This window comes from Bacillus sp. BF2-3, from assembly GCF_008368795.1.
Lineage (GTDB): Bacteria > Bacillota > Bacilli > Bacillales > Bacillaceae_G > Bacillus_A > Bacillus_A cereus.
Genome location: NZ_QOSA01000038.1, coordinates 15,612 through 35,217 on the forward strand (window position 1 = coordinate 15,612; position 19,606 = coordinate 35,217).

Sequence of the window (19,606 nt, forward strand, 5' to 3'; positions counted from 1 at the left end):
CATTAATTATAAATAGAGAAGCTACAAAACCAATAAAAAGTATCATTCCTAATTTCCCCTCCTAATTGACCTACAAGAGAAACTAAAGACGGAACGGATATAGCAATACCTATTACAAAACAGACACTCATCATTACAAGTAGAGATAGATACGAAACAAAGCCTATTGAACTTAGACTAAAAATAGCAATCAACAATCCTCCTTGAAGAACTTTCCTTACTTCAAACCTCTTTGTTAAACGACCTGCAAGTGGTGAGAGCAACATACCAAACAGCCCTGCTAAGCGAAAATAAAGGATTTGTTCTGCAGTTAAATTGTAAGTAGGAGAGCTCAAATAATTCCCTAAAACAGTATACATATTAACAAAAGCCATTAATAAAACAGGATTTTTCACACTGACTAACTATTAGTTTTAAATAATGCGCAACTTCTTTAAGGCATAAGAAATTCCGCCTTCACTCGCCTTCGTTGTAACGAAATCAGCCCTTCTCTTCAACTCCTCTCCACCATTTCCCATCGCAACTCCTAATCCTACATACTGCAACATCTCAATATCATTTCCACCATCGCCAAAAGCAATGGCTTCTAATTTACTAATGTTTAAATGTTCCAATACTTTTTGAATTGCAGTTAGCTTCGATACTTTACTATCTTCCAATACATTTATAACGTAACCATGAAAACGCTCAAACGTAAGTGCTGGATATCTTTCAATGAATTTTTGAGCTTCTGTATCATCAGCATACAGACATATGCAATACATCTCATCTGATAAGTTTCTAACTTTGTCAGGATACTGCTCTAAATTTAAGGTTTCATTTAACGCTCGCATGACACGTTCATCTTTGGAAGCAATATTATTCATTGCAAATTCTTCTGTAAAGTAAGAAACACTGTGACCATGTAATTCAGCAAAATTTGAAATATCATGAACGATTTCGCTTGAAAGTACTGATTTATGTATAACTTCTTTCCCACATTTTATATGTGCACCATTTGCTGAAATAAACGTATTTATACCTAGTTCCTTAAATTGTGAGCATAAACTATATGGTCTTCCAGTTGTAACAACTACGTGAATTCCTTTATCTATTAATCTTTGTACCGCTTCTTTTGTACTTTCGTGCATGCTTCTATCAATCTCACTTAATAACGTACCGTCAACATCGAAAAATACAACTTTGTACATAAGTCTTTACATCCCGTCCAAATGATTCGTATCATTAATGAAATGCACCGTTTTTTGTTCACCCTCAATTTCAATTAAACTTATTCCCGTATCTCCCATTTTGAAATAGTAGTCCATTGAAATTGGCATTTTGAAAAATGCACGTAATAGACTATTAATTACGCCCCCATGGGCAACAATTGCAATTCGGTCATATGTATTCTCTGTCAAGATTTTAGAAAAGATTCCTTCTATTCTCATTCGAAACTCAATAAACGATTCCCCGTTTTCAAAACGATCATGAAGAAACTTTGGCTCTGGATATTTCTTTGCTTCTTCAAATGATAAGCCTGCTTGCACTCCATTATTAAACTCCATTAATTCCTCTTCTAATTGAATTGGACAACCAATTGCTTCTGCTAATGTTTCACCCGTTTCACGAGCGCGTTTTAATGTGCTTGCCCAAATGAAATCTGGTGCAAAATCTTTTTTCACTTTCTGTACAAGTCTTTGTACTTGTTGTCTCCCTTTGTCAGTTAACTCAAAATCAGCTCGACCTTCATGCACATGTAAAATATCAGCTTCTGATTCTCCGTGGCGTATTAGTAGTATTTGCATGTTTCTCTCTCCCTTTATTTAACATTCATAAAATTCCATTATATCACATTTTAAGATTCCAAAATAAAAAAGGAACGGTCTCCCGTCCCTCATCCATTCACTTTTTCCGCATCATTCCAATAATATTTACTAAACGCTTCTGTTAACACATCAATTGTGTTATATAATTCATCTAACGTATTATCAACACCACCAACTTCAATTAACATCGCATTTTTCGATAAATCTTGGTTATAAACGCCATTTCCATCTTTTTTATACTTTGGAAAAATCCCTCTACTTAATCCGTAATAGTTTTCATCTAAATAACTATTGATCGCTCTTGCAATTTTTTCATTTTCAGCACGGCCTTCATTTTCCATCCCAATTATAAAATATAATCTTGCATACGATTTTCCGTTAATTACTTTTGTTGTTACTTTCTTACGCTGATCGTCACGGTGTATATCAATCGGAAACGCAATTTTATTATTTTGTGCTAATGCTTCTTTTACATATTCATGAGACGCTTTATATGACTGATACCATACCCACTTTTTACTCGCTAATAAATCACCCATATTCGTTTTATCATGAACTACCGGAATTCCTTGTCCTTCAAGTTGCTCTTTCATACGTTTTCCTAGTAAAGACACATTTACATCTGGGCTAGATGGATCAGTTGCCCCTGGTAATAATGGAAAGAAGGATTCCCAGCTATGTGTATGATAAATATATACTGCACTTTCACCTTTTTTCGCTCCGTTCTTTTTCTGAACCGGATTATTCTTTTCCGCTTCTGTAACTTTATCTTTTGCTATTTCCCGTTCTTTCGTTACTTCTTCAATCGGTACACTAGATTCATTTGGGATATTTGTCAAGTTTGTCCCTTCCCCAGCTACGATAATATTAGAATAATACTTTGACATACCAGGTACTTCTTTACCGACGAATGTTCTTAAATCTTTAATTTTCAAATCTGTCGCGATAGAGAACATTAAATTCCCAACTGACTCTCTTTTATTCTTCTTAAAATAATCAAATCCGTAATAGCGATTCTCACTTTCTATCATTTGAACAAAACCTTGCATCGATACTTTTCCAAACCATTGATTTGCATAATTCGATTTCATTGTATGTAAAAATGACGTCAAAATCGACGCTATCATAATTACTATTAGCGCATATAAAAGGAGTAACGAAATCAGCTTCTTCCCATGTATTCGAGTTGCATACTTTTTCACTGCATCACCTTCTTTATACATGGATATGTACAAGCTTTTCAGAATATACGCACAAAAAAAGAGAAATGGTATACCATTTCTCTTCCTCACTTTTATTGTTCTTTTCCTGTATCATTTGAAAGTAGTTTCTTCGCTTGTTTTTCTTTAAATATTTCTCCAATTGCCCCAAGAGTACCAAGTGTTTCAATTGCATTAGACGGAATAAAGATTTTATTTGCTGGTCCTTTTGCAACTTCAGCTAATGACTCAAATGATTTGTAAGCAAGTATACGCTCATCCAAATTCGCTTCACGAAGCAATTCAATACGATTTTGTTCTGCTTTTGCAATTTCTTCAATTGCTCGTGCTTCCCCTTGTGCTTCTAATTCTTTTGCTTCTTTTATACCTTCAGCTTCGCGAATACGTGCTTCTTTATCCCCTTCAGCCATCAAGATTTTACTTTGCTTTTCTCCTTCAGCGCGAAGGACTTTATCTTGTTTTGCTGCTTCAGCTTCTAAAATAATCGCACGTTTATTACGCTCAGCCTTCATTTGTTTTTCCATTGATGCTTGCACATCTTTTGGCGGGTTAATATCAACAACTTCGACACGTTCAATACGTACGCCCCATTTTTCTGTTGCTTCATCAAGCGCTAAGCGGATTTCTGTTGAAATTTTTTCACGACCAGATAACGTTTCATCCAGTTCCATTTTACCGATGATTTGACGCATCGTTGCTGAAGTAATATTACGAACACCATATTCATAGTTTGAAATACCATATGTCGCAAGTTCTGGTTCAACAATTTGATAGAAAATAATTGTATCAATTTCTACTTGAACATTATCTTTCGTAATTACCTTTTGCGGTGGTACATTCGTTTGTTGAATGCGTAAGTCATGATATACACGAACACGATCTACAATTGGTATTAAAATATTTAACCCTGGGTGCATTATACGTTGAAACTTACCAAATCTTTCAACAACCCCAACTTTTTGCTGAGGAATAATTTTAATTGTTAATGCGATAAATGTAACTACAATTAGTGCGAATATAATCGTTAACGTTAATGCTACCATATTTATTCACTCTCCTTTTTCACTTGTAATATAGTACTATGCCTCTTTATAACAACGACTTTTTCTCCAGCATCAATTGAAGAATCTGCAATAGCTGTCCAAGTATCTCCATCCACCTTCACAATACCATTCGCTTCATTTGTAATCGCTTGCATAACAATCCCTCTTTTACCAACAAGCATATCTACTGTATCAGTAAAACCTTTTGCTTCTCGAAAGTTTTTTGAAATTCTTTTCGTAAAGAATGTCAAAGTTAAACTTACAATTGCACCAACAGTAACTTGTAACAGTAGTGCATCAGGAGCAAACAAAGCAATAAGACCTCCGACAACAGCTCCAATTCCAAGCCAAAGCATGTAAAATGTAATCGACAACATTTCCGCGATAAATAAAATACCAGCTATTATAAACCAAATTACCCAAGCAGCCATATGCAACCCTCACTTTCTTTCTCATTTTCTATATGTATATGAAGAAAAGAATGGTTTATCCGCCCTTTCTTACACTTGGGCGTTTGCTACAAGCTATTGTACATATTCACTGTTACAATGATCATTAATATAATACTATATCAATATATTCTTCATTATACATAAAAATCCCTTTCAAAAAGTGACAAAAAATTAAATTCTTTAAAAATTTTAATTTTTAAATTACAATTACTAAATACTATTTTTTATAGAGGTGATATTCTTATTGAGAAACCTGTCACTAATCTACTATTTAGGTTCCAAAATATGCATTACTCTCGCTGACATCGTATATGTAATGATTATTACAACTCATATTTATATAGCAACTAAATCAGCTACTATTACTGCTCTTTTTCCATTATTACAAGTTATCACAAATCTAATTGCTAACATCTCTGCACCACTTATGATAAATCGTTTTCCATCTTATACGCTGTTATATACGCTCCAATGGTTGAAAACAGTCTTTTTACTATTATTAATGATTTTGTTACCGGTCTTATCCACAAACATTATAGCTCTATTAACTTTTATTTTTGTCATTTCATTATGTAGCGGGTGGAGTGCTCCATTATTATACGGTATTCTTCCGCGCCTTACACCGAAAGAAAAATTAGTAAAAGTAAATAGTATCTTTTCCTTTTCAACACAAATTGTGCAAGCCGTTGCTTATTCATTTACGAGTATTGTCGTTCTTCTCATTGGCGCTACTTCTACACTCATGATTAATAACATTTTAATGATTTTCGGATGCATTGCATTACATTTTTCATTACGTTCCATACATACTGAAAGAATAGCAGATTCTCCCTCTTCCAAAAGTACTGTTTTATTGGAAGGTTGGAAACTCCTATTTCAAAATCCTTCTCTCCGTACCGTTACATATATGGACTTAATCGAAACTTTCGCAGGGACAATATGGATTGGTGCTATTACGATGGCATACGTTACGACTATCCTTCATAAGGGCGAAGAATGGTGGGGATATATTAATACAAGTTATTATGTTGGCACGTTAATCGGTGGTCTATTAGCATGGAAAATGAGTTCCTATATTCAAAACAATTTAATACGATCTATGTCGATTAGCTCTCTTATATTTAGCATTCTTACATTTTTATATGGTATGACAAGCAGCGGATTTATTGCGCTTTTTCTATGTGTTCTAATGGGACCATGTTATCAAATTAGAGATATTTCCCAAACGACTGTTTTACAATCAAGTGTCGCCCCTTCTTTATTATCAAAAATGTATACAGCACATGGCGCACTTCTTTCAACAGCCTCTGGACTATCTATGCTTAGCATTGGCATTATTACTGATATGTTCGGTGTTCGTACAATTTATATCATCGCTTCTATTCTTATTTTATGTTCCGCTTGTTTATCTTTTAGTTTATTAAAATATCATAAGACAGAGCAGAACGATATTTCAATTTAATCACTAAAACAAAGAGGATAGGGATTCCTGTCCTCTTTGTTTATTCTATTCATGATAAGTTGGGGATTTTTCTATGCTTTGTCGCTTGTTCAAAAGCATAAGCTAATTTAATTAATATCCCTTCACTAAAGGCAGTGCTTGCAATGGTAATTCCAAAAGGCCTCCCGCTTTCCATATACCCTGCTGGTATTGCTATAGACGGATAACCCGCTTTCGCACATATAGTAGAACCTATATAGGAAGGAAACAGTATCGCATCAAGATTATATTTTTCCAATGCAAAATCAATGCCTTGTTCTTGAGAAAAATATATATCTTCTAATCTCGCATTTAAATATTCTGGATTTCGTAACGTATTAGGAAAATCTTTTCTTCCCTCTAACTTAGTTTGTCCATATTTTAAAGCTCTTTCTGCTATGTTTTTATTAAACTCCATTAACTCCGAAATAGAATGTACCGGGATAGTAGAAGGTAATTTAGTAAGATAGTTATCTAAACTATGCTTCAGCTCATAAAGCGGAACTCCCCAGCTCCATTCTCTATGAAAAGAAGGAATATCAATATTTTCTACTACTGTCGCTCCTTCATTACGTAATACTTGGATCGTTTCCTTAAACAAGATTTCATCATACTCACCATTTTCGTAATAATCTTTTGGTGCATCGTTAAACACACCAATCTTCGCTCCATTTAAACCATTTGCATCAAGGTAAGATGTATAATCCCGATATGCCCTACCGTCACTTTTGTGAGTAACTACATCTTTCTCATCCACTCCAGTTAAACTCCCTAGCAAAATAGTAGCATCGGTTACCGTTCTAGCAAATGGTCCAGCTGTATCTTGCGAATAAGTAAATGGAATAATTCCTCTACGACTAATTAAACCGACAGTCGGTTTAATACCTACTACAGAATTTTGAACAGCGGGGCTCAAAATAGAAGCATCGGTTTCTGTCCCAACAGATACTACTGTAAAGTTAGCAGCAACTGCTATTGCAGATCCTGTACTAGATCCGCCAACAAACATATGATCCTTGCCCGTTCCATATGGATTGATTGTTTGACCACCTCTTGCACTATATCCAGCCCACATTTCAAAAGACATTGCATTTGCTAATTCTGTCATATTCGTTTTTCCTATTATCACTGCCCCTGCTTCTCGCAGTTTAGTAACGAGAAATGCATCTTCACTGCTTATATTTTGTTCTAGAGCTATTGTACCTGCACTTGTATGCATGAAGTCATTCGTTTCAATATTATCCTTAAGCAAAACAGGTATTCCATGCAATGGTCCCCTTACGCCGTTTGTCTTTCTTTCATAATCTAACGCTTCTGCAATAAAAATAGCATCTGGATTGATTTCTAAAATTGAATTGATTTTCGGCCCGTCTTGATCATACTTTGCAATTCTATAGAGATAATACATCACTAGCTCTTTTGAAGTTAGCTTTCCAGATTCCATTTCATTTTGAATATCTTGAATTGTTAATTCCTTTTTTAAGATTGAATTAAACTGAATTTCCATTTATATTCTCCCTTATATGAACTTTTTTAACATATACCCCTTACTTTTTCAATTTTTCATCTCAACACATCCTAAATTAATATCCCTTTAAAGAAATTCAATACTCTTATTTAAACACCTTTAATTTCCCGAAAAATAAAAAAAGTCTGAAACGGATTAACCTTCGCTTCAGACTCTTACATTACTGTGCGTATACTTCATCTAATAAATGTAAAAACTCACCTTGTTTCCCAGCTAATTCAGGGCATTTTGCAATATCAACCCATTCATAGCAAAATACTAATCCTTTATCTTCCTCACCAGCACTTACAATATGTTCCCAAGTATCCTTTACATCTGTTAGTAAAGTTACATGGAAAAAGTGGCGTTTTTCATACTCCTGTTTTTCTTTCATATGTATAATGTAATCTGCTAAAAACCGCTCTATGCATAAATGACGCAATCCGGATTCTTCCTGTACTTCACGCAATATAGCAGCTTCTAACGTTTCACCTTCATCAACCGTTCCCCCTGGCACTTGAATACCAGCTTCATGTATATCACGATGTTTAAAAACAAGTAATTGCATAACCCCCTCTTTTTCTCTTGTAATATATGCATGTACTTTTTTCTTATATAACATCGTCATTGTACGTCTCTCCCCTCAATTGTTCACTCTGTTACTTCTTCAAGTGTCAGTTGATTATCATACAAATATGTAGCTTGTGGATTTCCCACATACCTTACGTGCCATGGTTCATACCGATAGCCCGTAATCGTTTCTTTCGCTTTTGTGTATCGAACCACAAAACCAAATTTATGGGCATTTTCAGAAAGCCACTGACCTTCTTTCGTTTCCCCAAAAACTGTCTCTAACTGAAATTTAGCAGATTGAGACGTAATATCCATAGCTAGTCCAGTTTGATGCTCACTTGTGCCAGGAACCGCGCTAGACATTGCTGTTTTTGCTTCCCCGTCTTGTTTTTTATACATCGTATTTAATGCTTTTTGTCGATCAAAAGATCTAAATCCAGAAACTGCAAAAAGAAAAATACGCTCGTTGTCAGCCTGCTGAAACATATCCTCAAGCGCCCTCGCTGCCTCTTTTCTCATCTTTTTCTTTTCTTGATCACCTTCACTAGAGTAGCGCACTTTCGGAATAACTAAATCTGGCGGTCTATACCCATCTGGTAAACGCCTACTTTTATTTACAAGTACAAGCATTGAATTCGGATTATTAATTACCGCAATATCCCCATCCATATTAGCAATCGTTTCTTTCGCTTTCGGAAATATGCTATTTACACTTACTTCCCGCGCCTGCTTATCCTTATACATTTTATAATTGATTCCTGCTACTCCAACAATAATTATTGCAGCTACAATACCAAGTAGTGCCCATCTTTTTTTCATATAACGACCTCTTATTTTAATAATTTGGCCATTTCATACTCATCGATGCACTTTCCATCGATAATAAGAGCAGCTTTTTTGACACCTTCTTTCTCAAATCCAGCTTTTTTATATAGTGTCTGAGCTCTTGTATTGTGGGCCATTACTGTTAATTCTAAACGCCATACATCATGTAATTTTGCCCACTTCTCAACCTCTTTAAACAATCTCGTCCCAATACCTCGCCCGTTATACTCTTGCAAAATACCAATTACAATGGTTGCCACATGTCTCTTTCTTTGAATGTTATTTCCATTCACTAATATAAAACCTACTATCCTCTCATCTTCAACTGCTACAAATATTGTTGCATATTCATTTTCTATAAATCGATCGATTATTTTTTCTTGTTGCTCAGCTGTAGTTTTTCTTTCTCCTGGTTCATATAACATAAACTTCGTTTCTTCATCTAATTGCTTACTTAATTGTAAAAATGATGCTGCATCTTCTATTTCGATCTCTCTAATCACTTCAATCACCCTACCAGTTTCATAATAAAAAGTTTTCCTTATAAAAAGATTTTCTCTACTTTCTCGAAAATCCCTTTGTAAATCTCCTACTATAAATTGACAAATTTCGATATTACTATAACAACGACAAATTATGTCTATTCTGTGACATCTCACCATTACAAAGAAAAAACGCAAGCATTACACTTACGTTTTTCCAAGATTGAAGTGAGCTAATAATTATCGATAGATGTCCTGGCTAATTCACGTTTCACTTTATCCATTCACTTTTTCTGCCTGCCAAAAATATTCACCAAATGCTTTAGCAAGTGCATCAATTGATCGATTCAATTCTTCCTCTGTATTATCTACACCACCAACTTCTATTAATATCGCTTGTCCTGATAGGTCTTGATTATAGATTCCATTTCCTGTCTGGAACCCTTTTTGAATGACCCCACGGCTCACTCCTGGATATTTCTTATTAATCGCCTCATGTAAAGCTGTCGCTAATTGTAAGTTTTTTTCATAGTTTTTATTTCCTTTCCCTACTACAAATGCAAGCTTTGCATATGATTTATCTCCAATTGTTTTTGTCGTTACATTCTTTCGGGCACTATCACGATGCAAATCAAAAAAGTATTGAAGATCTTTATTTCCAGCCATAGCTTGCTGCACAATTTCTCGTGACATTTTATACGAACTATTACTGTTTAAACCTTTACTTATTAACTTTTGACCAACATCACTCTTATCGTTAGTAGCCCCAATCCCTTCACCTTCTAGTTGTTCACGGAAACGATCTCCTAATATAGAAATATTCGACACAGAACTCGTTGCTTTATTCGGATTCGGGTCATTCGTTAAGTTAAGTAAAGGTAAATAAGATTCCCAGCTATGTGTATGATAAATAAACGCAACTTGTCTCTTCCCAGTCGTTTGGGACGGCTGTTTTTTCTCTTTATTCGTATCTTGTTTAGGTGCTTGTCCAGTTCCACTAGTCCGTTCCTTCACTACTTCTTCAAGAGGAACACTCGACTCTATCGGTAAGTTAGAATAATTTGTACCCTCACCCGCAATAACAATTTCTGTATCGTACTTACCAAATCCCGGGAGCTCTTTCCCGACAAAACTGCGTACATCATTAAAGCGAATATTTGTAGCCATAGAAAAGAGAAAAGAAGAAATTGAAAAATCTTGATTCAAATTTCGATACTCCTGTGTAAAATAATGATTCTCTTTTCCAAGTACATACATGTAACCATTCATCGATAACTCATTTAACCAATTATATAAATACGTTGACTTTGTCTCTTTCATAGAGGTTACCATCAGACTAATAAGAAAAAAAGTCGCTAGCACTGTAGTAATAACAAATAAAACTAACTTACGCATATTTGTAAACTTCATAAAAAAAAAGCCCCGATTCATACTATCACCTCTCTATTTCAAGTTATGTACAAGCCCTAGAGAATAGACCGTTAAAATTTCGGCTATATTGTTAATGAGGTGAAATGAATTGAAGCTATTAATAGGAATATTACCAATCGCTCTATCATTCATTTTTTATTTGTCCGCTAAGCAACCAAAAATCTCTATTGTGCTACATATTTCTGCGTACTTGGCACTATATGTACTTGGTACAATTATTTCCATTAATATATACGATGTTTTAATACAAGATTTAGTTTTCATGACGAGCATTCATGGAATTTTACTGAATCCATTTTTCCTTATTGCAGGAGCGTATATAGGAACATACACTTTGTACCTACTTTTGTTTCACATTATTATGAAAATAAAAAATGGAGCGTAATGAAATGCAACCACCATTTATCTGTCATACATGCAAAAAAAGAATTGTGAGAAAGAAAGACCTTATTACAGCCACATGGTACTTCCGCTTTTATTTATTTCACAGTGATTGTTTTAAACGACAGCAAGTGTTTATCTCACGATTTCTCCCTGTAAATACACTTTTCAATTTCTTTCTTATTATATATGGACTTATTTTTGGCAGTATTCTTATGATTACAGAACCATCTATTATTTCGCTGACTTTCTTTTTTCCTATTTTTTATCGGTTTCTTTCTTATTATTATGTTGAACGTTTTTTCTCTACATAACGCGCAGACTGACCTCTCGGAATACTTAAACATTCCCACTCATTTTCTTTTAACATCTTCCCAATGTAAATAATCTGACCAATATGCAATGCATAATGAGAAATTTGCCTTTCAATTGCTTGCATGACAGTATGTGCTTCACCGCGAATGTATACCGTCTTCAATAAGTGTTGCGGCGTTAAAGTATTCATCGTATTAAAAACATATTTCCATCCTTCTTGCCAAGCTATAAGGGTTTCTTCTTTTGAATGATAGCATCCTTCAAATTCACCATCTCGATTACGATCTGTTTTTTCACCATCAGACGTTAAAAAATCCGTCCATCTAGAACGCATATTACCGTGCAGATGCTTAATAATAATCGCTATACTATTTGTTTCTTCATGAGAAGACCATTGTATTTGTTCATATGATAATTGAGAAAGTGCCCGTTCCCCTTGTTTCTTTGTTGCTTTAAAGTTCGAAATCGCACATTGCAAATATTCTCGTCCGATATCCATATTAGCCCCTACCTTCACCCTAGCTAATTTTTGTTCCATTTGGCAATTCCATATTAGGCTGAAGTAACACAACATCATCAGCTTCAGGAACACCACCAAGCACAAGCACTTCTGATTTGAATCCAGCTACACGCTTTGGTGGAAAGTTTACAACAGCAACGATTTGTTGACCGATTAAATCTTCTGGAATATACCTTTTCGTAATTTGAGCACTTGACTGCTTTATCCCGATTTCTCCAAAATCTATTGCTAGTTTAATCGCTGGTACTCTCGCTTCTTTAAATTCCTCTGCATGTATTACAGTTCCAATTCTCAAATCCAAATTTAAAAAATCTTCAAAATTAGCCATTTATCATTCCCCCCAATTATTACTTAGACAAAATACAAAAATCCCCTTCAAAAAAAGAAAGGTGCCTAAGCACCTTTCTTTTGTAATTCACTTGATTCATTTGATTTATAGAAGAAGAAACCAAGAATCCCGCCAATACATGATGGAATTAACCATCCGATTCCTTCGTTATATAACGGTAACATTTGTAGTACATTAGAAATCGCGTCAATTTTAATTTTCGCACTTTCTAAACCATTAAAGAAACTAATTAACAATGCACCTAAAATAGCTCCAATATAAATTGTATTACGCTTCCCAATCCACTTATGGAAATACGAAAGTACGATTAATACAATTGCAACTGGATAAATGATCATTAACACAGGTAATGTTACTGCGATTAATTGTGTTAAACCTAGGTTAGATACAATTAAACTAAATACACATACCATTGTTACAATCGTTTTATGCGAAAGTTTTGGGAATAAGTTTGTAAAGAAACCTGCACACGCAGATGTTAACCCAACAGAAGTTGTTAAACAAGCGAGTATAATAACAAGCCCTAATAAAATTTTACCACTCGTCCCATATAGCTCATTTACAACATTCGTTAAAATAAGGCCACCGTTTTCTGAGATACCAAGTGATGTACTTGTTGAACCAAGATAAGCAAGTGATAAATAAATTAACGTTAAACCAAGTACAGCAATAATACCTGATACTACTGTTATTTTTGCAATTTGACTACTCTCTTTTATCCCTTTAGAGCGGATAACTTGTACAACGACAATTCCGAATACAAGCGCGCTAATTGCATCCATCGTTAAATATCCTTGAATAAATCCACCAAAGAAAGCATTTTCTTTGTAAGCAGCTAACGGCGCAGCTGGCTCTCCAATTGGATCAATAATTGCCTTTCCGACAATAACAGCGACAATTAATACTAATAATGGTGTAAGAAACTTTCCGAACCAATCCACTAATTTAGATGGATTTAATGATAAATACCACGTTATTCCGAAGAAAACTATCGTGAAAAGAAATAGCATGTACCACTCTGAAACCATTGCCTCTGATAAAAACGGCTTCATACCCATTTCAAACGAAACAGCTCCAGTACGAGGAATCGCGAAAAATGGTCCAATTGCTAAATAACTAATCAATGGGAAAATAAACGCAAATATAGGGTGGACTCTAGAAGATAGCGCTTTCAAGTCCCCCTCTACAAACGCGACAGCTGTTACAGCTAGTAGGGGTAATCCGACTCCCGTTACAAGGAATCCTATTGTAGCAATCCAAACATTCTCTCCTGCTTGTTGACCTAAAACTGGCGGAAAAATTAAATTTCCTGCTCCTAAAAATAATGCAAATAGCATTAAACCAATTGCTACCGTATCACCTGGCCTTAAACGTCCTTTCATGCTCTTCATTTGCATAGCACTTTTTCATTGTTTATCTCTATATTTTACAATATGCTATGCATCCTCCTCTCTGCTCAAGATGATAAAATATGCCCCTTACAAAGCAGTGTCTTTCTCCATAATTTCTCCATTCCCCTTATTTTTACTCTAATCATTAATACAATTATTATTTTGAATTTTGATTTTTTTGAATTTTTAAATCATTAGAGTGTTATTACGCGGAGTGTAGATGTCAGACCTCTTTGTTTTTATCACACATATAGTAACATATTTAGTTGCAAAATAAAAACATATTTTCAAATTGATTTTTTTGAAAATCGAAATTATCTACATTTTTTATTCTCTTACACAAATATTGTTACAATCTCACTTATTACCCTATCGTTATTTCCAAATAACTTTACACACGTAACATAACAAAAGCCATCCATAAAGATGGCTTTTGTTATGTTACTCTATCGTTTCAACTTCACGTGGATTTTTCATCTCTTCCACATACACAACTCTAAATCCGTGATCTTCTAAATCTTTCAATAATGTCTCTAATTCACCGTCGTTAAACTCTTCTCCTAATGTAAACATAATTCTACGAACTAATAAGGCATCATTATCAAAAGTCATCAAACTTTGAATACCAGTATATTTCTTTAAAACTGTCGATAACTTTTGGATTGCTCCATTATAGTCTTGCGTTCCAATCATGACAGAGTATTTACTAGAGTGAACGCCCCATGCATCCTCTAATAACTCAAAAACTTTTTTATGCGTTAAAATTCCAAGGAAAACCCCTTTTTCGTCAACTACTGATAAATAAGGCAATTTTTTTATTGTAAAAAATACTTTAAAGAAAGATGAATCTTCTCTCACAAATCCTTCTTTATCGTTTAATAATTGTATTACACTCTCATCAAGTGATCCTTTATATTCTAAAATATCTACTTTATATATATTCCCTAAAAATTTCTCTTTTTTTTCATCTAAAACTGGTACACAACGATACCCCGTTTTATTTAAATGCTCTAACGCTTCCCCTATCGTAATCGAACTTGAGCACAGTAAAACTTCCCTTTTCGGCACGTAATTCCCTTTAATCCTCATAAAAAGCCTCCTTATGTTAAAATACTTTCTGTGCCATAACTATATTATATTTTCAGAAAAAAATAAATAATTTATTTTATTTTTCTGAAAATTATTCATTTTCTTGTCATAATTTATTCATGAATCCTTCACTTGTATATTTTTGCTATCAAATCTTCTCTCTGAATTACTGAATGAAAAATATATTGTAACTTCTTTCAAAAAAAGCTAAAATAAGAATAAGAATTTTCTGAATTTTCCAAGAGTAGGTGGTTATATGTCCTTATTACGCTCACATATATGTAAATTTATAATTGGTGTTATTGTTATTTTTGCCATAAGTCCTATTCCAGCTCTTTTTACTACACACAATTACTCTTATCAAAATGGATTTATTAGCATTTTTCAAAACTTCGCACAGCTTTCTTCTATATCAATTCCAAAGGTTGATTGGATGCATGAATCTATCTTTTTCTCAGCAAATCAAATGATACATACTTCTAATCATTCAACACCATTATTCCCTTACATATGGGAAATATATTTTATATCGATTGTTCGTTTTACTTTTACCCTTGCGATCGGATTTTTCATAAGTTTGGGTATCGGTCATTTATTTTTCAAAGTACCTAACTCGTTTAAAAAGTTTACTACTGTATTGAAATGGATACCTTACTCTTTTTGCACTGTAGTATTACAATGTTCAGTCTTATTACTACTTCTATACATCGCACAATTTATAAACCTTCCTTACTACTCATCATTTATCATCGTATGTAGTACTTCCATGATTATCGTTATGCAAGCAGTAAAAAAATGGATTCCTTTCTTAAGAAACACAAATGAATATGAAATAAAACATGATTCTTTTCTTGTAGACACATTGTTTTTAGCGCTTACTTCAAATCATAAATCAATTTTAGGTTCCATTATTCTTTCATTCGTTTTTATGGAATGCGTTTTTCATGCAAATGGCCTGTTACAATTTATCGTTCAATTTGGCGGAAATTCACCCATAATTGTTACAATCGGCTTATTACTACTCTATATCCCATATAGCATACTTTCTTTCCTTCAAACACTATGGACCACAAACTACTCCAAGCAACAGTCATACACTTTAACGAGAAGTGTTCCAAAACCTTAATTTAAAATAACCCTCTATAATCTAAAAGTAGGGGGTTATTCCTTTTGTATAGCGGACAAAATAACAGCAAATTCAAAAACTATTACAGAAACATACCAATATTTACCCTTTTCCTTTGACTATTCTTTTCATTTGGATTTATTATAAAAGTATAACATAATTGCAGGAGGTGACATCTTTATTCCAAACCTTGGAATGGAGAACACGCTTGGACATATTAAATATTTTTCTCATCTTTGTACTTATTCTTATTTCTGGCTTTTTCGTTGCATCAGAATTCGCTGTTGTAAAAGTACGAAAAAGTCGAATTGACCAACTTGCAAATGAAGGTAATAAACAAGCTTTAGCTGCAAGAAGCGTCCTATCTAATTTAGATGTTTATTTATCAGCTTGTCAGCTCGGAATTACAATCACTTCTTTAGGGCTTGGTTGGCTTGGTGAACCGACTGTGGAACATATACTACGACCGCTCTTTGAAAAAATTAATATTACTGGAACAATGGCTAACACTTTATCTTTTGTTATTGCTTTTAGTGTTATTACATTTTTCCACGTTGTATTAGGTGAATTAGTTCCAAAGTCTTTCGCAATTCAAAAAGCAGAAGCAATCACACTCAAATTTGCAAGACCGCTTATTTTATTTGATAAAATTATGTATCCATTCATTTGGCTACTCAATAGTACAGCTATATTTTTCACAAAACTACTCGGATTAGAACCTGCGAAGGAAAGTGAACTTGCTCATTCTGAAGAGGAATTGCGACTCATTTTAGGTGAAAGTTTTAAAAGCGGTGAAATAAACCAAACCGAATATAAATATGTAAATAACATTTTTGAATTTGATGATCGAGTTGCGAAAGAAATTATGGTTCCTCGTACCGAAATGATTTGCTTGTCTACTGAAAATACGTTAGAAGAAAATATGGATATCGTCGCTACTGAAAAATATACACGCTATCCAATCATTGAAAAAGATAAAGATGATATCATCGGGATGATCAATACGAAAGAAGTATTCCATGATCAAACGAAAGGTATTTATAAACCACTTGAATCTTATATACATCCTGTTCTAACTGTATTTGAAACAGTTCCAATTCGTAAAACGTTAGTCCACCTTCAAAAAAATCGCGTTCAGATGGCAATCGTTATGGATGAATATGGTGGTACTGCCGGACTTTTAACGATGGAAGATATTCTTGAAGAAATCATTGGAGAAATTCAAGATGAATTCGATGCTGATGAATCACCTATGATTGAAAAGCGTACACCTAAGCTTACTGTTTTAGATGGAAAAGTGCTTATTTCTGAAGTAAATGATATGTTTGGCCTACATATTGATGATAGTGATTTAGATACAATCGGAGGATGGCTTCTCTCTCAAGCAGTTGACTTAAATATTGAAGCTGGCTATTCCATTGAATATGCTGGTTTTCAATTTAAAGTATTAGAACTTGATGGACATCAAGTCAAAAAAGTTGCTGTACATAAACTAGATATTAAAAAGGAGCTATAAAGTGACTGTTTTATTAACAATTTGTATCATTGCCTGTTTCGTTGTTTCATTTCTCGCCTTTATTTATCCAATTATCCCTGGCATACTAGCTGTCTGGGCTGGATATTTGATTTACCATTTCGGTATAAATGGAAGCGAATTAACAACTTCTTTTTGGATTATTCAAGTCATTTTCACTCTTTTCATTTTCGTTGCTGATTTTATTGCAAATGGATATTTCTTAAAAAAATACGGTAGTTCTAAATGGGGCGAACGTGTCGGAATGATTTCTATCATTGTCGGCTCGTTCTTCTTCCCGCCATTCGGACTTATTATCATACCATTTTTATCAGTATTTATAACAGAACTAGTACATAAAAAAGCGCCAAAAGATGCCTTTCTAGTTGGAGTCGCTACTGTAGTTGGTTTTTTAAGCAGTACAGTAGCGAAAGCAATTCTCCAAATCATTATGATTATCATCTTCTTGTGTTATATCATCTTTTAACCATCCCGACTTCGGGATGGTTTTTTAATATGCAATACCTACTCGACTATTTTCATATATGTTTTTCTTACATAGATCCCATGCAAAGTGTGCTGTATCACCCACTGTAATTTTTGATCCACCTTCTGGCAATATATCTTTTTCAGTTCGATATACCTCTGTCGCCTCACCATCTATTAAATGTGTCGGACAAACGACGGTCCAATATAGATTACTATTACTAAGTGCCTCATATGCAGCTAAATGATCTTCCGCTGCCGTTGTCGTTTTCCTTTTTGATTCCGTTGATTGAAAACGATATAAATTTAGATCTGTTCTTGCTTGTAAAATACCAGCTGTTCCTATTGTTATGATCCTACGAACCCCTTCTTCTTCCATTTGCTTAATAATTTGTGGCATACTCTTCGCTAATGTTCCATTTTGATCCGTTCCAAGTGCACTAATTACTATATCGCTTCCTTTTATCACTTTATTTATATCATTTTCGTTCAATACATTACCTTCTATCACTCGTAACCTTTCATGTTGTATTTCTATTCTATTTAAATCACGCGCTAATACAGTCACTTCAGCTGAATCCTTTAATGCTAAATTAATTATGTTTGAACCTACTCGTCCTGTTGCTCCCAATATACATACTTTCATTTGTTTTCCCCCTCTTTCATTCTCTTTCTATTTTTCAATAATCTCAATCAATTTACAACAAAAAAGCTTCCTCATATATAAGAGGAAGCTTTATTATTACTTTATTTCTTTTCTTTAGAATCAGTAGACTTCTCGGTTCCGCTTGTTTCTTTATCCTTTTTGTCCTCTTGTTGTGTTGTTGTGTCGTCTTCTTTCTTCTTGTCCTCACCTTTACTACAACCTACCATTAATAAAGAACTTGCAAGTGCCATAGCAGTTAATGATTTAACCCATTTGTTCATTTGCGTTTCCTCCTTGTGATAGAATATGTACAACCTCATATTACTCTCTATTTTTAAAGGAGAGATTGAAAAACAGTAAATATACGGTAAATTTTTGTAAATTTTCCGATAACAAAACCTAATTTTAATTTATATATTTCATTTCCAATCGATACACAATAAAACTAGTTTTTTTCTCTCAATGGACGTAAAAAAACTAAGGCGCATACCATTTCGCCTTAGTTTCTCATGCAAACTTTTCATTTTCATATAGATGTGTAATCTTATATTCCTTCTTCATAACATATTGCCACACACTATAAGCGTAACGGTTCATTTTCAGGAAACAATTTTCCAAAAATGAGCGAAACTCTGGGTTAGCAACTTCCACTGCAACTTGAGCAAACTTTAAAGCTAATCGTTTCAAATGCGCAATATAACTGGTTGCAATATGAATATCCCCTGTATATTTACTAACTGTTTCCTTTTCCATTTCATGCAAATCAAACTCCGTTGTTTCACAGGTTATATGCTGCACATTCTCTCCTTCTTGAAAATTTACTTGTTCATTATATGCTTGTAACATATATGGTAAATGGTGCTGTAATAGATTTTTTAATTCTTCGTCTCTGACCTTTCCAGCATACTCTCCAACCTTGTATATTAGCATATAACTATATTTCATTAATTCTTTCATACAGTCCATTAA

General features: G+C 34.0%; 24 protein-coding genes. 6 read left to right on the top strand and 18 right to left on the bottom strand.

What is annotated here, in order from left to right:
- Positions 1-2: 2 nt before the first annotated feature.
- The 6 genes from DN401_RS23915 to DN401_RS23940 form a co-directional block, all read right to left on the bottom strand.
- Positions 3-374 carry an MFS transporter gene (locus tag DN401_RS23915; RefSeq protein ID WP_011110050.1) on the bottom strand — a complete coding sequence of 124 codons (372 nt, stop codon included), beginning with the start codon at positions 372-374 and terminating at the stop codon, positions 3-5.
- A gap of 39 nt (positions 375-413) precedes the next feature.
- Positions 414-1,190 (bottom strand): Cof-type HAD-IIB family hydrolase, encoded by a 777-nt coding sequence (locus tag DN401_RS23920; protein ID WP_000278973.1) that lies wholly within the window; start codon positions 1,188-1,190, stop codon positions 414-416.
- Between the two features lie 6 nt (positions 1,191-1,196).
- On the bottom strand, positions 1,197-1,787 hold the full coding sequence (locus DN401_RS23925) for a histidine phosphatase family protein (protein ID WP_001166435.1): 591 nt from the start codon (positions 1,785-1,787) through the stop codon (positions 1,197-1,199).
- Positions 1,788-1,876: 89 nt separating this feature from the next.
- Positions 1,877-3,082 carry a stage II sporulation protein P gene (spoIIP, locus tag DN401_RS23930; protein WP_306426789.1) on the bottom strand — a complete coding sequence of 402 codons (1,206 nt, stop codon included), beginning with the start codon at positions 3,080-3,082 and terminating at the stop codon, positions 1,877-1,879.
- A 20-nt stretch (positions 3,083-3,102) separates the two neighbouring features.
- The gene (locus DN401_RS23935; RefSeq protein WP_121868365.1) at positions 3,103-4,071 is read right to left on the bottom strand and encodes an SPFH domain-containing protein; all 969 of its coding nucleotides are present in this window, start codon (positions 4,069-4,071) and stop codon (positions 3,103-3,105) included.
- A gap of 2 nt (positions 4,072-4,073) precedes the next feature.
- A complete protein-coding gene (locus DN401_RS23940) occupies positions 4,074-4,502 on the bottom strand; it encodes an NfeD family protein (protein WP_000741976.1) in 429 nt (142 codons plus the stop codon).
- Positions 4,503-4,767: 265 nt separating this feature from the next.
- On the opposite strand from DN401_RS23940, the gene DN401_RS23945 reads away from it, so the two are divergent.
- Positions 4,768-5,985 (top strand): MFS transporter, encoded by a 1,218-nt coding sequence (locus DN401_RS23945; protein ID WP_149287984.1) that lies wholly within the window; start codon positions 4,768-4,770, stop codon positions 5,983-5,985.
- 49 nt (positions 5,986-6,034) lie between these two features.
- Here the strand turns inward: DN401_RS23945 and DN401_RS23950 are convergent, their stop codons facing one another.
- The 5 genes from DN401_RS23950 to spoIIP (DN401_RS23970) form a co-directional block, all read right to left on the bottom strand.
- On the bottom strand, positions 6,035-7,510 hold the full coding sequence (locus DN401_RS23950) for an amidase family protein (protein WP_000405419.1): 1,476 nt from the start codon (positions 7,508-7,510) through the stop codon (positions 6,035-6,037).
- A gap of 181 nt (positions 7,511-7,691) precedes the next feature.
- Positions 7,692-8,138, bottom strand: coding sequence for an NUDIX hydrolase (locus DN401_RS23955; protein ID WP_000178285.1), 447 nt, complete (start codon positions 8,136-8,138; stop codon positions 7,692-7,694).
- 23 nt (positions 8,139-8,161) lie between these two features.
- Entirely contained in the window at positions 8,162-8,902 is a 741-nt protein-coding gene (locus DN401_RS23960; RefSeq protein ID WP_000747649.1) for a M15 family metallopeptidase, read from the bottom strand.
- Between the two features lie 11 nt (positions 8,903-8,913).
- Positions 8,914-9,411, bottom strand: coding sequence for a GNAT family N-acetyltransferase (locus tag DN401_RS23965; RefSeq protein WP_000617568.1), 498 nt, complete (start codon positions 9,409-9,411; stop codon positions 8,914-8,916).
- Between the two features lie 255 nt (positions 9,412-9,666).
- Positions 9,667-10,821, bottom strand: coding sequence for a stage II sporulation protein P (gene spoIIP, locus DN401_RS23970; RefSeq protein WP_001079278.1), 1,155 nt, complete (start codon positions 10,819-10,821; stop codon positions 9,667-9,669).
- An 88-nt stretch (positions 10,822-10,909) separates the two neighbouring features.
- Here spoIIP (DN401_RS23970) and DN401_RS23975 point away from each other — a divergent pair, with 88 nt between their 5' ends.
- Both DN401_RS23975 and DN401_RS23980 read left to right on the top strand, forming a co-directional pair.
- Entirely contained in the window at positions 10,910-11,206 is a 297-nt protein-coding gene (locus tag DN401_RS23975; protein WP_149287985.1) for a hypothetical protein, read from the top strand.
- 4 nt (positions 11,207-11,210) lie between these two features.
- Entirely contained in the window at positions 11,211-11,516 is a 306-nt protein-coding gene (locus DN401_RS23980) for a permease (RefSeq protein WP_142391099.1), read from the top strand.
- On the opposite strand, the gene DN401_RS23985 is transcribed toward DN401_RS23980, so the two are convergent.
- The 4 genes from DN401_RS23985 to cbpA form a co-directional block, all read right to left on the bottom strand.
- Positions 11,489-12,055 (bottom strand): DUF1572 domain-containing protein, encoded by a 567-nt coding sequence (locus DN401_RS23985; RefSeq protein WP_000435831.1) that lies wholly within the window; start codon positions 12,053-12,055, stop codon positions 11,489-11,491. The genes DN401_RS23980 and DN401_RS23985 overlap by 28 nt on opposite strands.
- Positions 12,036-12,365: a chaperone CsaA gene (gene csaA / locus DN401_RS23990; RefSeq protein ID WP_001263013.1), complete on the bottom strand. Its 330-nt coding sequence runs from the start codon at positions 12,363-12,365 to the stop codon at positions 12,036-12,038. Before csaA ends, DN401_RS23985 begins: the two co-directional genes overlap by 20 nt.
- 65 nt (positions 12,366-12,430) lie before the next feature.
- The gene (brnQ4, locus tag DN401_RS23995) at positions 12,431-13,768 is read right to left on the bottom strand and encodes a branched-chain amino acid transport system II carrier protein BrnQ4 (protein WP_011110049.1); all 1,338 of its coding nucleotides are present in this window, start codon (positions 13,766-13,768) and stop codon (positions 12,431-12,433) included.
- 450 nt (positions 13,769-14,218) lie between these two features.
- Positions 14,219-14,866 carry a cyclic di-AMP binding protein CbpA gene (gene cbpA / locus DN401_RS24000; RefSeq protein WP_001220526.1) on the bottom strand — a complete coding sequence of 216 codons (648 nt, stop codon included), beginning with the start codon at positions 14,864-14,866 and terminating at the stop codon, positions 14,219-14,221.
- Between the two features lie 256 nt (positions 14,867-15,122).
- Between cbpA and DN401_RS24005 the strand changes: the two genes are divergently transcribed.
- From DN401_RS24005 to DN401_RS24015, 3 genes are all read left to right on the top strand, one after another.
- Positions 15,123-15,992 carry a hypothetical protein gene (locus DN401_RS24005; RefSeq protein WP_000055274.1) on the top strand — a complete coding sequence of 290 codons (870 nt, stop codon included), beginning with the start codon at positions 15,123-15,125 and terminating at the stop codon, positions 15,990-15,992.
- A 208-nt stretch (positions 15,993-16,200) separates the two neighbouring features.
- Positions 16,201-17,508: a hemolysin family protein gene (locus tag DN401_RS24010; protein ID WP_000353738.1), complete on the top strand. Its 1,308-nt coding sequence runs from the start codon at positions 16,201-16,203 to the stop codon at positions 17,506-17,508.
- A gap of 1 nt (position 17,509) precedes the next feature.
- Complete coding sequence (locus DN401_RS24015) at positions 17,510-17,992, top strand: DUF456 domain-containing protein (protein ID WP_061457091.1); 483 nt, start codon at positions 17,510-17,512, stop codon at positions 17,990-17,992.
- Between the two features lie 24 nt (positions 17,993-18,016).
- On the opposite strand, the gene DN401_RS24020 is transcribed toward DN401_RS24015, so the two are convergent.
- From DN401_RS24020 to DN401_RS24030, 3 genes are all read right to left on the bottom strand, one after another.
- Positions 18,017-18,637 carry an NAD(P)-dependent oxidoreductase gene (locus DN401_RS24020; protein WP_061457090.1) on the bottom strand — a complete coding sequence of 207 codons (621 nt, stop codon included), beginning with the start codon at positions 18,635-18,637 and terminating at the stop codon, positions 18,017-18,019.
- Positions 18,638-18,738: 101 nt separating this feature from the next.
- Positions 18,739-18,918 (bottom strand): hypothetical protein, encoded by a 180-nt coding sequence (locus tag DN401_RS24025; protein WP_001045960.1) that lies wholly within the window; start codon positions 18,916-18,918, stop codon positions 18,739-18,741.
- Positions 18,919-19,144: 226 nt separating this feature from the next.
- A complete protein-coding gene (locus tag DN401_RS24030) occupies positions 19,145-19,603 on the bottom strand; it encodes a spore coat protein (protein WP_000340528.1) in 459 nt (152 codons plus the stop codon).
- Positions 19,604-19,606: the final 3 nt, after the last annotated feature.

What these genes read in the sequence shown, in the direction of transcription:
- csaA (WP_001263013.1), bottom strand. Translation starts at nt 12,365, where the DNA reads ATGGCTAATTTTGAAGATTTTTTAAATTTGGATTTGAGAATTGGAACT.
- DN401_RS23935 (WP_121868365.1), bottom strand. Translation starts at nt 4,071, where the DNA reads ATGGTAGCATTAACGTTAACGATTATATTCGCACTAATTGTAGTTACA.
- DN401_RS24030 (WP_000340528.1), bottom strand. Translation starts at nt 19,603, where the DNA reads ATGGACTGTATGAAAGAATTAATGAAATATAGTTATATGCTAATATAC.
- DN401_RS24025 (WP_001045960.1), bottom strand. Translation starts at nt 18,918, where the DNA reads ATGAACAAATGGGTTAAATCATTAACTGCTATGGCACTTGCAAGTTCT.
- DN401_RS23920 (WP_000278973.1), bottom strand. Translation starts at nt 1,190, where the DNA reads ATGTACAAAGTTGTATTTTTCGATGTTGACGGTACGTTATTAAGTGAG.
- brnQ4 (WP_011110049.1), bottom strand. Translation starts at nt 13,768, where the DNA reads ATGAAAGGACGTTTAAGGCCAGGTGATACGGTAGCAATTGGTTTAATG.
- DN401_RS23960 (WP_000747649.1), bottom strand. Translation starts at nt 8,902, where the DNA reads ATGAAAAAAAGATGGGCACTACTTGGTATTGTAGCTGCAATAATTATT.
- DN401_RS24020 (WP_061457090.1), bottom strand. Translation starts at nt 18,637, where the DNA reads ATGAAAGTATGTATATTGGGAGCAACAGGACGAGTAGGTTCAAACATA.
- DN401_RS23915 (WP_011110050.1), bottom strand. Translation starts at nt 374, where the DNA reads ATGGCTTTTGTTAATATGTATACTGTTTTAGGGAATTATTTGAGCTCT.
- DN401_RS23955 (WP_000178285.1), bottom strand. Translation starts at nt 8,138, where the DNA reads ATGACGATGTTATATAAGAAAAAAGTACATGCATATATTACAAGAGAA.
- DN401_RS23985 (WP_000435831.1), bottom strand. Translation starts at nt 12,055, where the DNA reads ATGGAACAAAAATTAGCTAGGGTGAAGGTAGGGGCTAATATGGATATC.
- cbpA (WP_001220526.1), bottom strand. Translation starts at nt 14,866, where the DNA reads ATGAGGATTAAAGGGAATTACGTGCCGAAAAGGGAAGTTTTACTGTGC.
- spoIIP (WP_001079278.1), bottom strand. Translation starts at nt 10,821, where the DNA reads ATGAATCGGGGCTTTTTTTTTATGAAGTTTACAAATATGCGTAAGTTA.
- DN401_RS24005 (WP_000055274.1), top strand. Translation starts at nt 15,123, where the DNA reads ATGTCCTTATTACGCTCACATATATGTAAATTTATAATTGGTGTTATT.
- DN401_RS23950 (WP_000405419.1), bottom strand. Translation starts at nt 7,510, where the DNA reads ATGGAAATTCAGTTTAATTCAATCTTAAAAAAGGAATTAACAATTCAA.
- DN401_RS23940 (WP_000741976.1), bottom strand. Translation starts at nt 4,502, where the DNA reads ATGGCTGCTTGGGTAATTTGGTTTATAATAGCTGGTATTTTATTTATC.
- DN401_RS23980 (WP_142391099.1), top strand. Translation starts at nt 11,211, where the DNA reads ATGCAACCACCATTTATCTGTCATACATGCAAAAAAAGAATTGTGAGA.
- DN401_RS23925 (WP_001166435.1), bottom strand. Translation starts at nt 1,787, where the DNA reads ATGCAAATACTACTAATACGCCACGGAGAATCAGAAGCTGATATTTTA.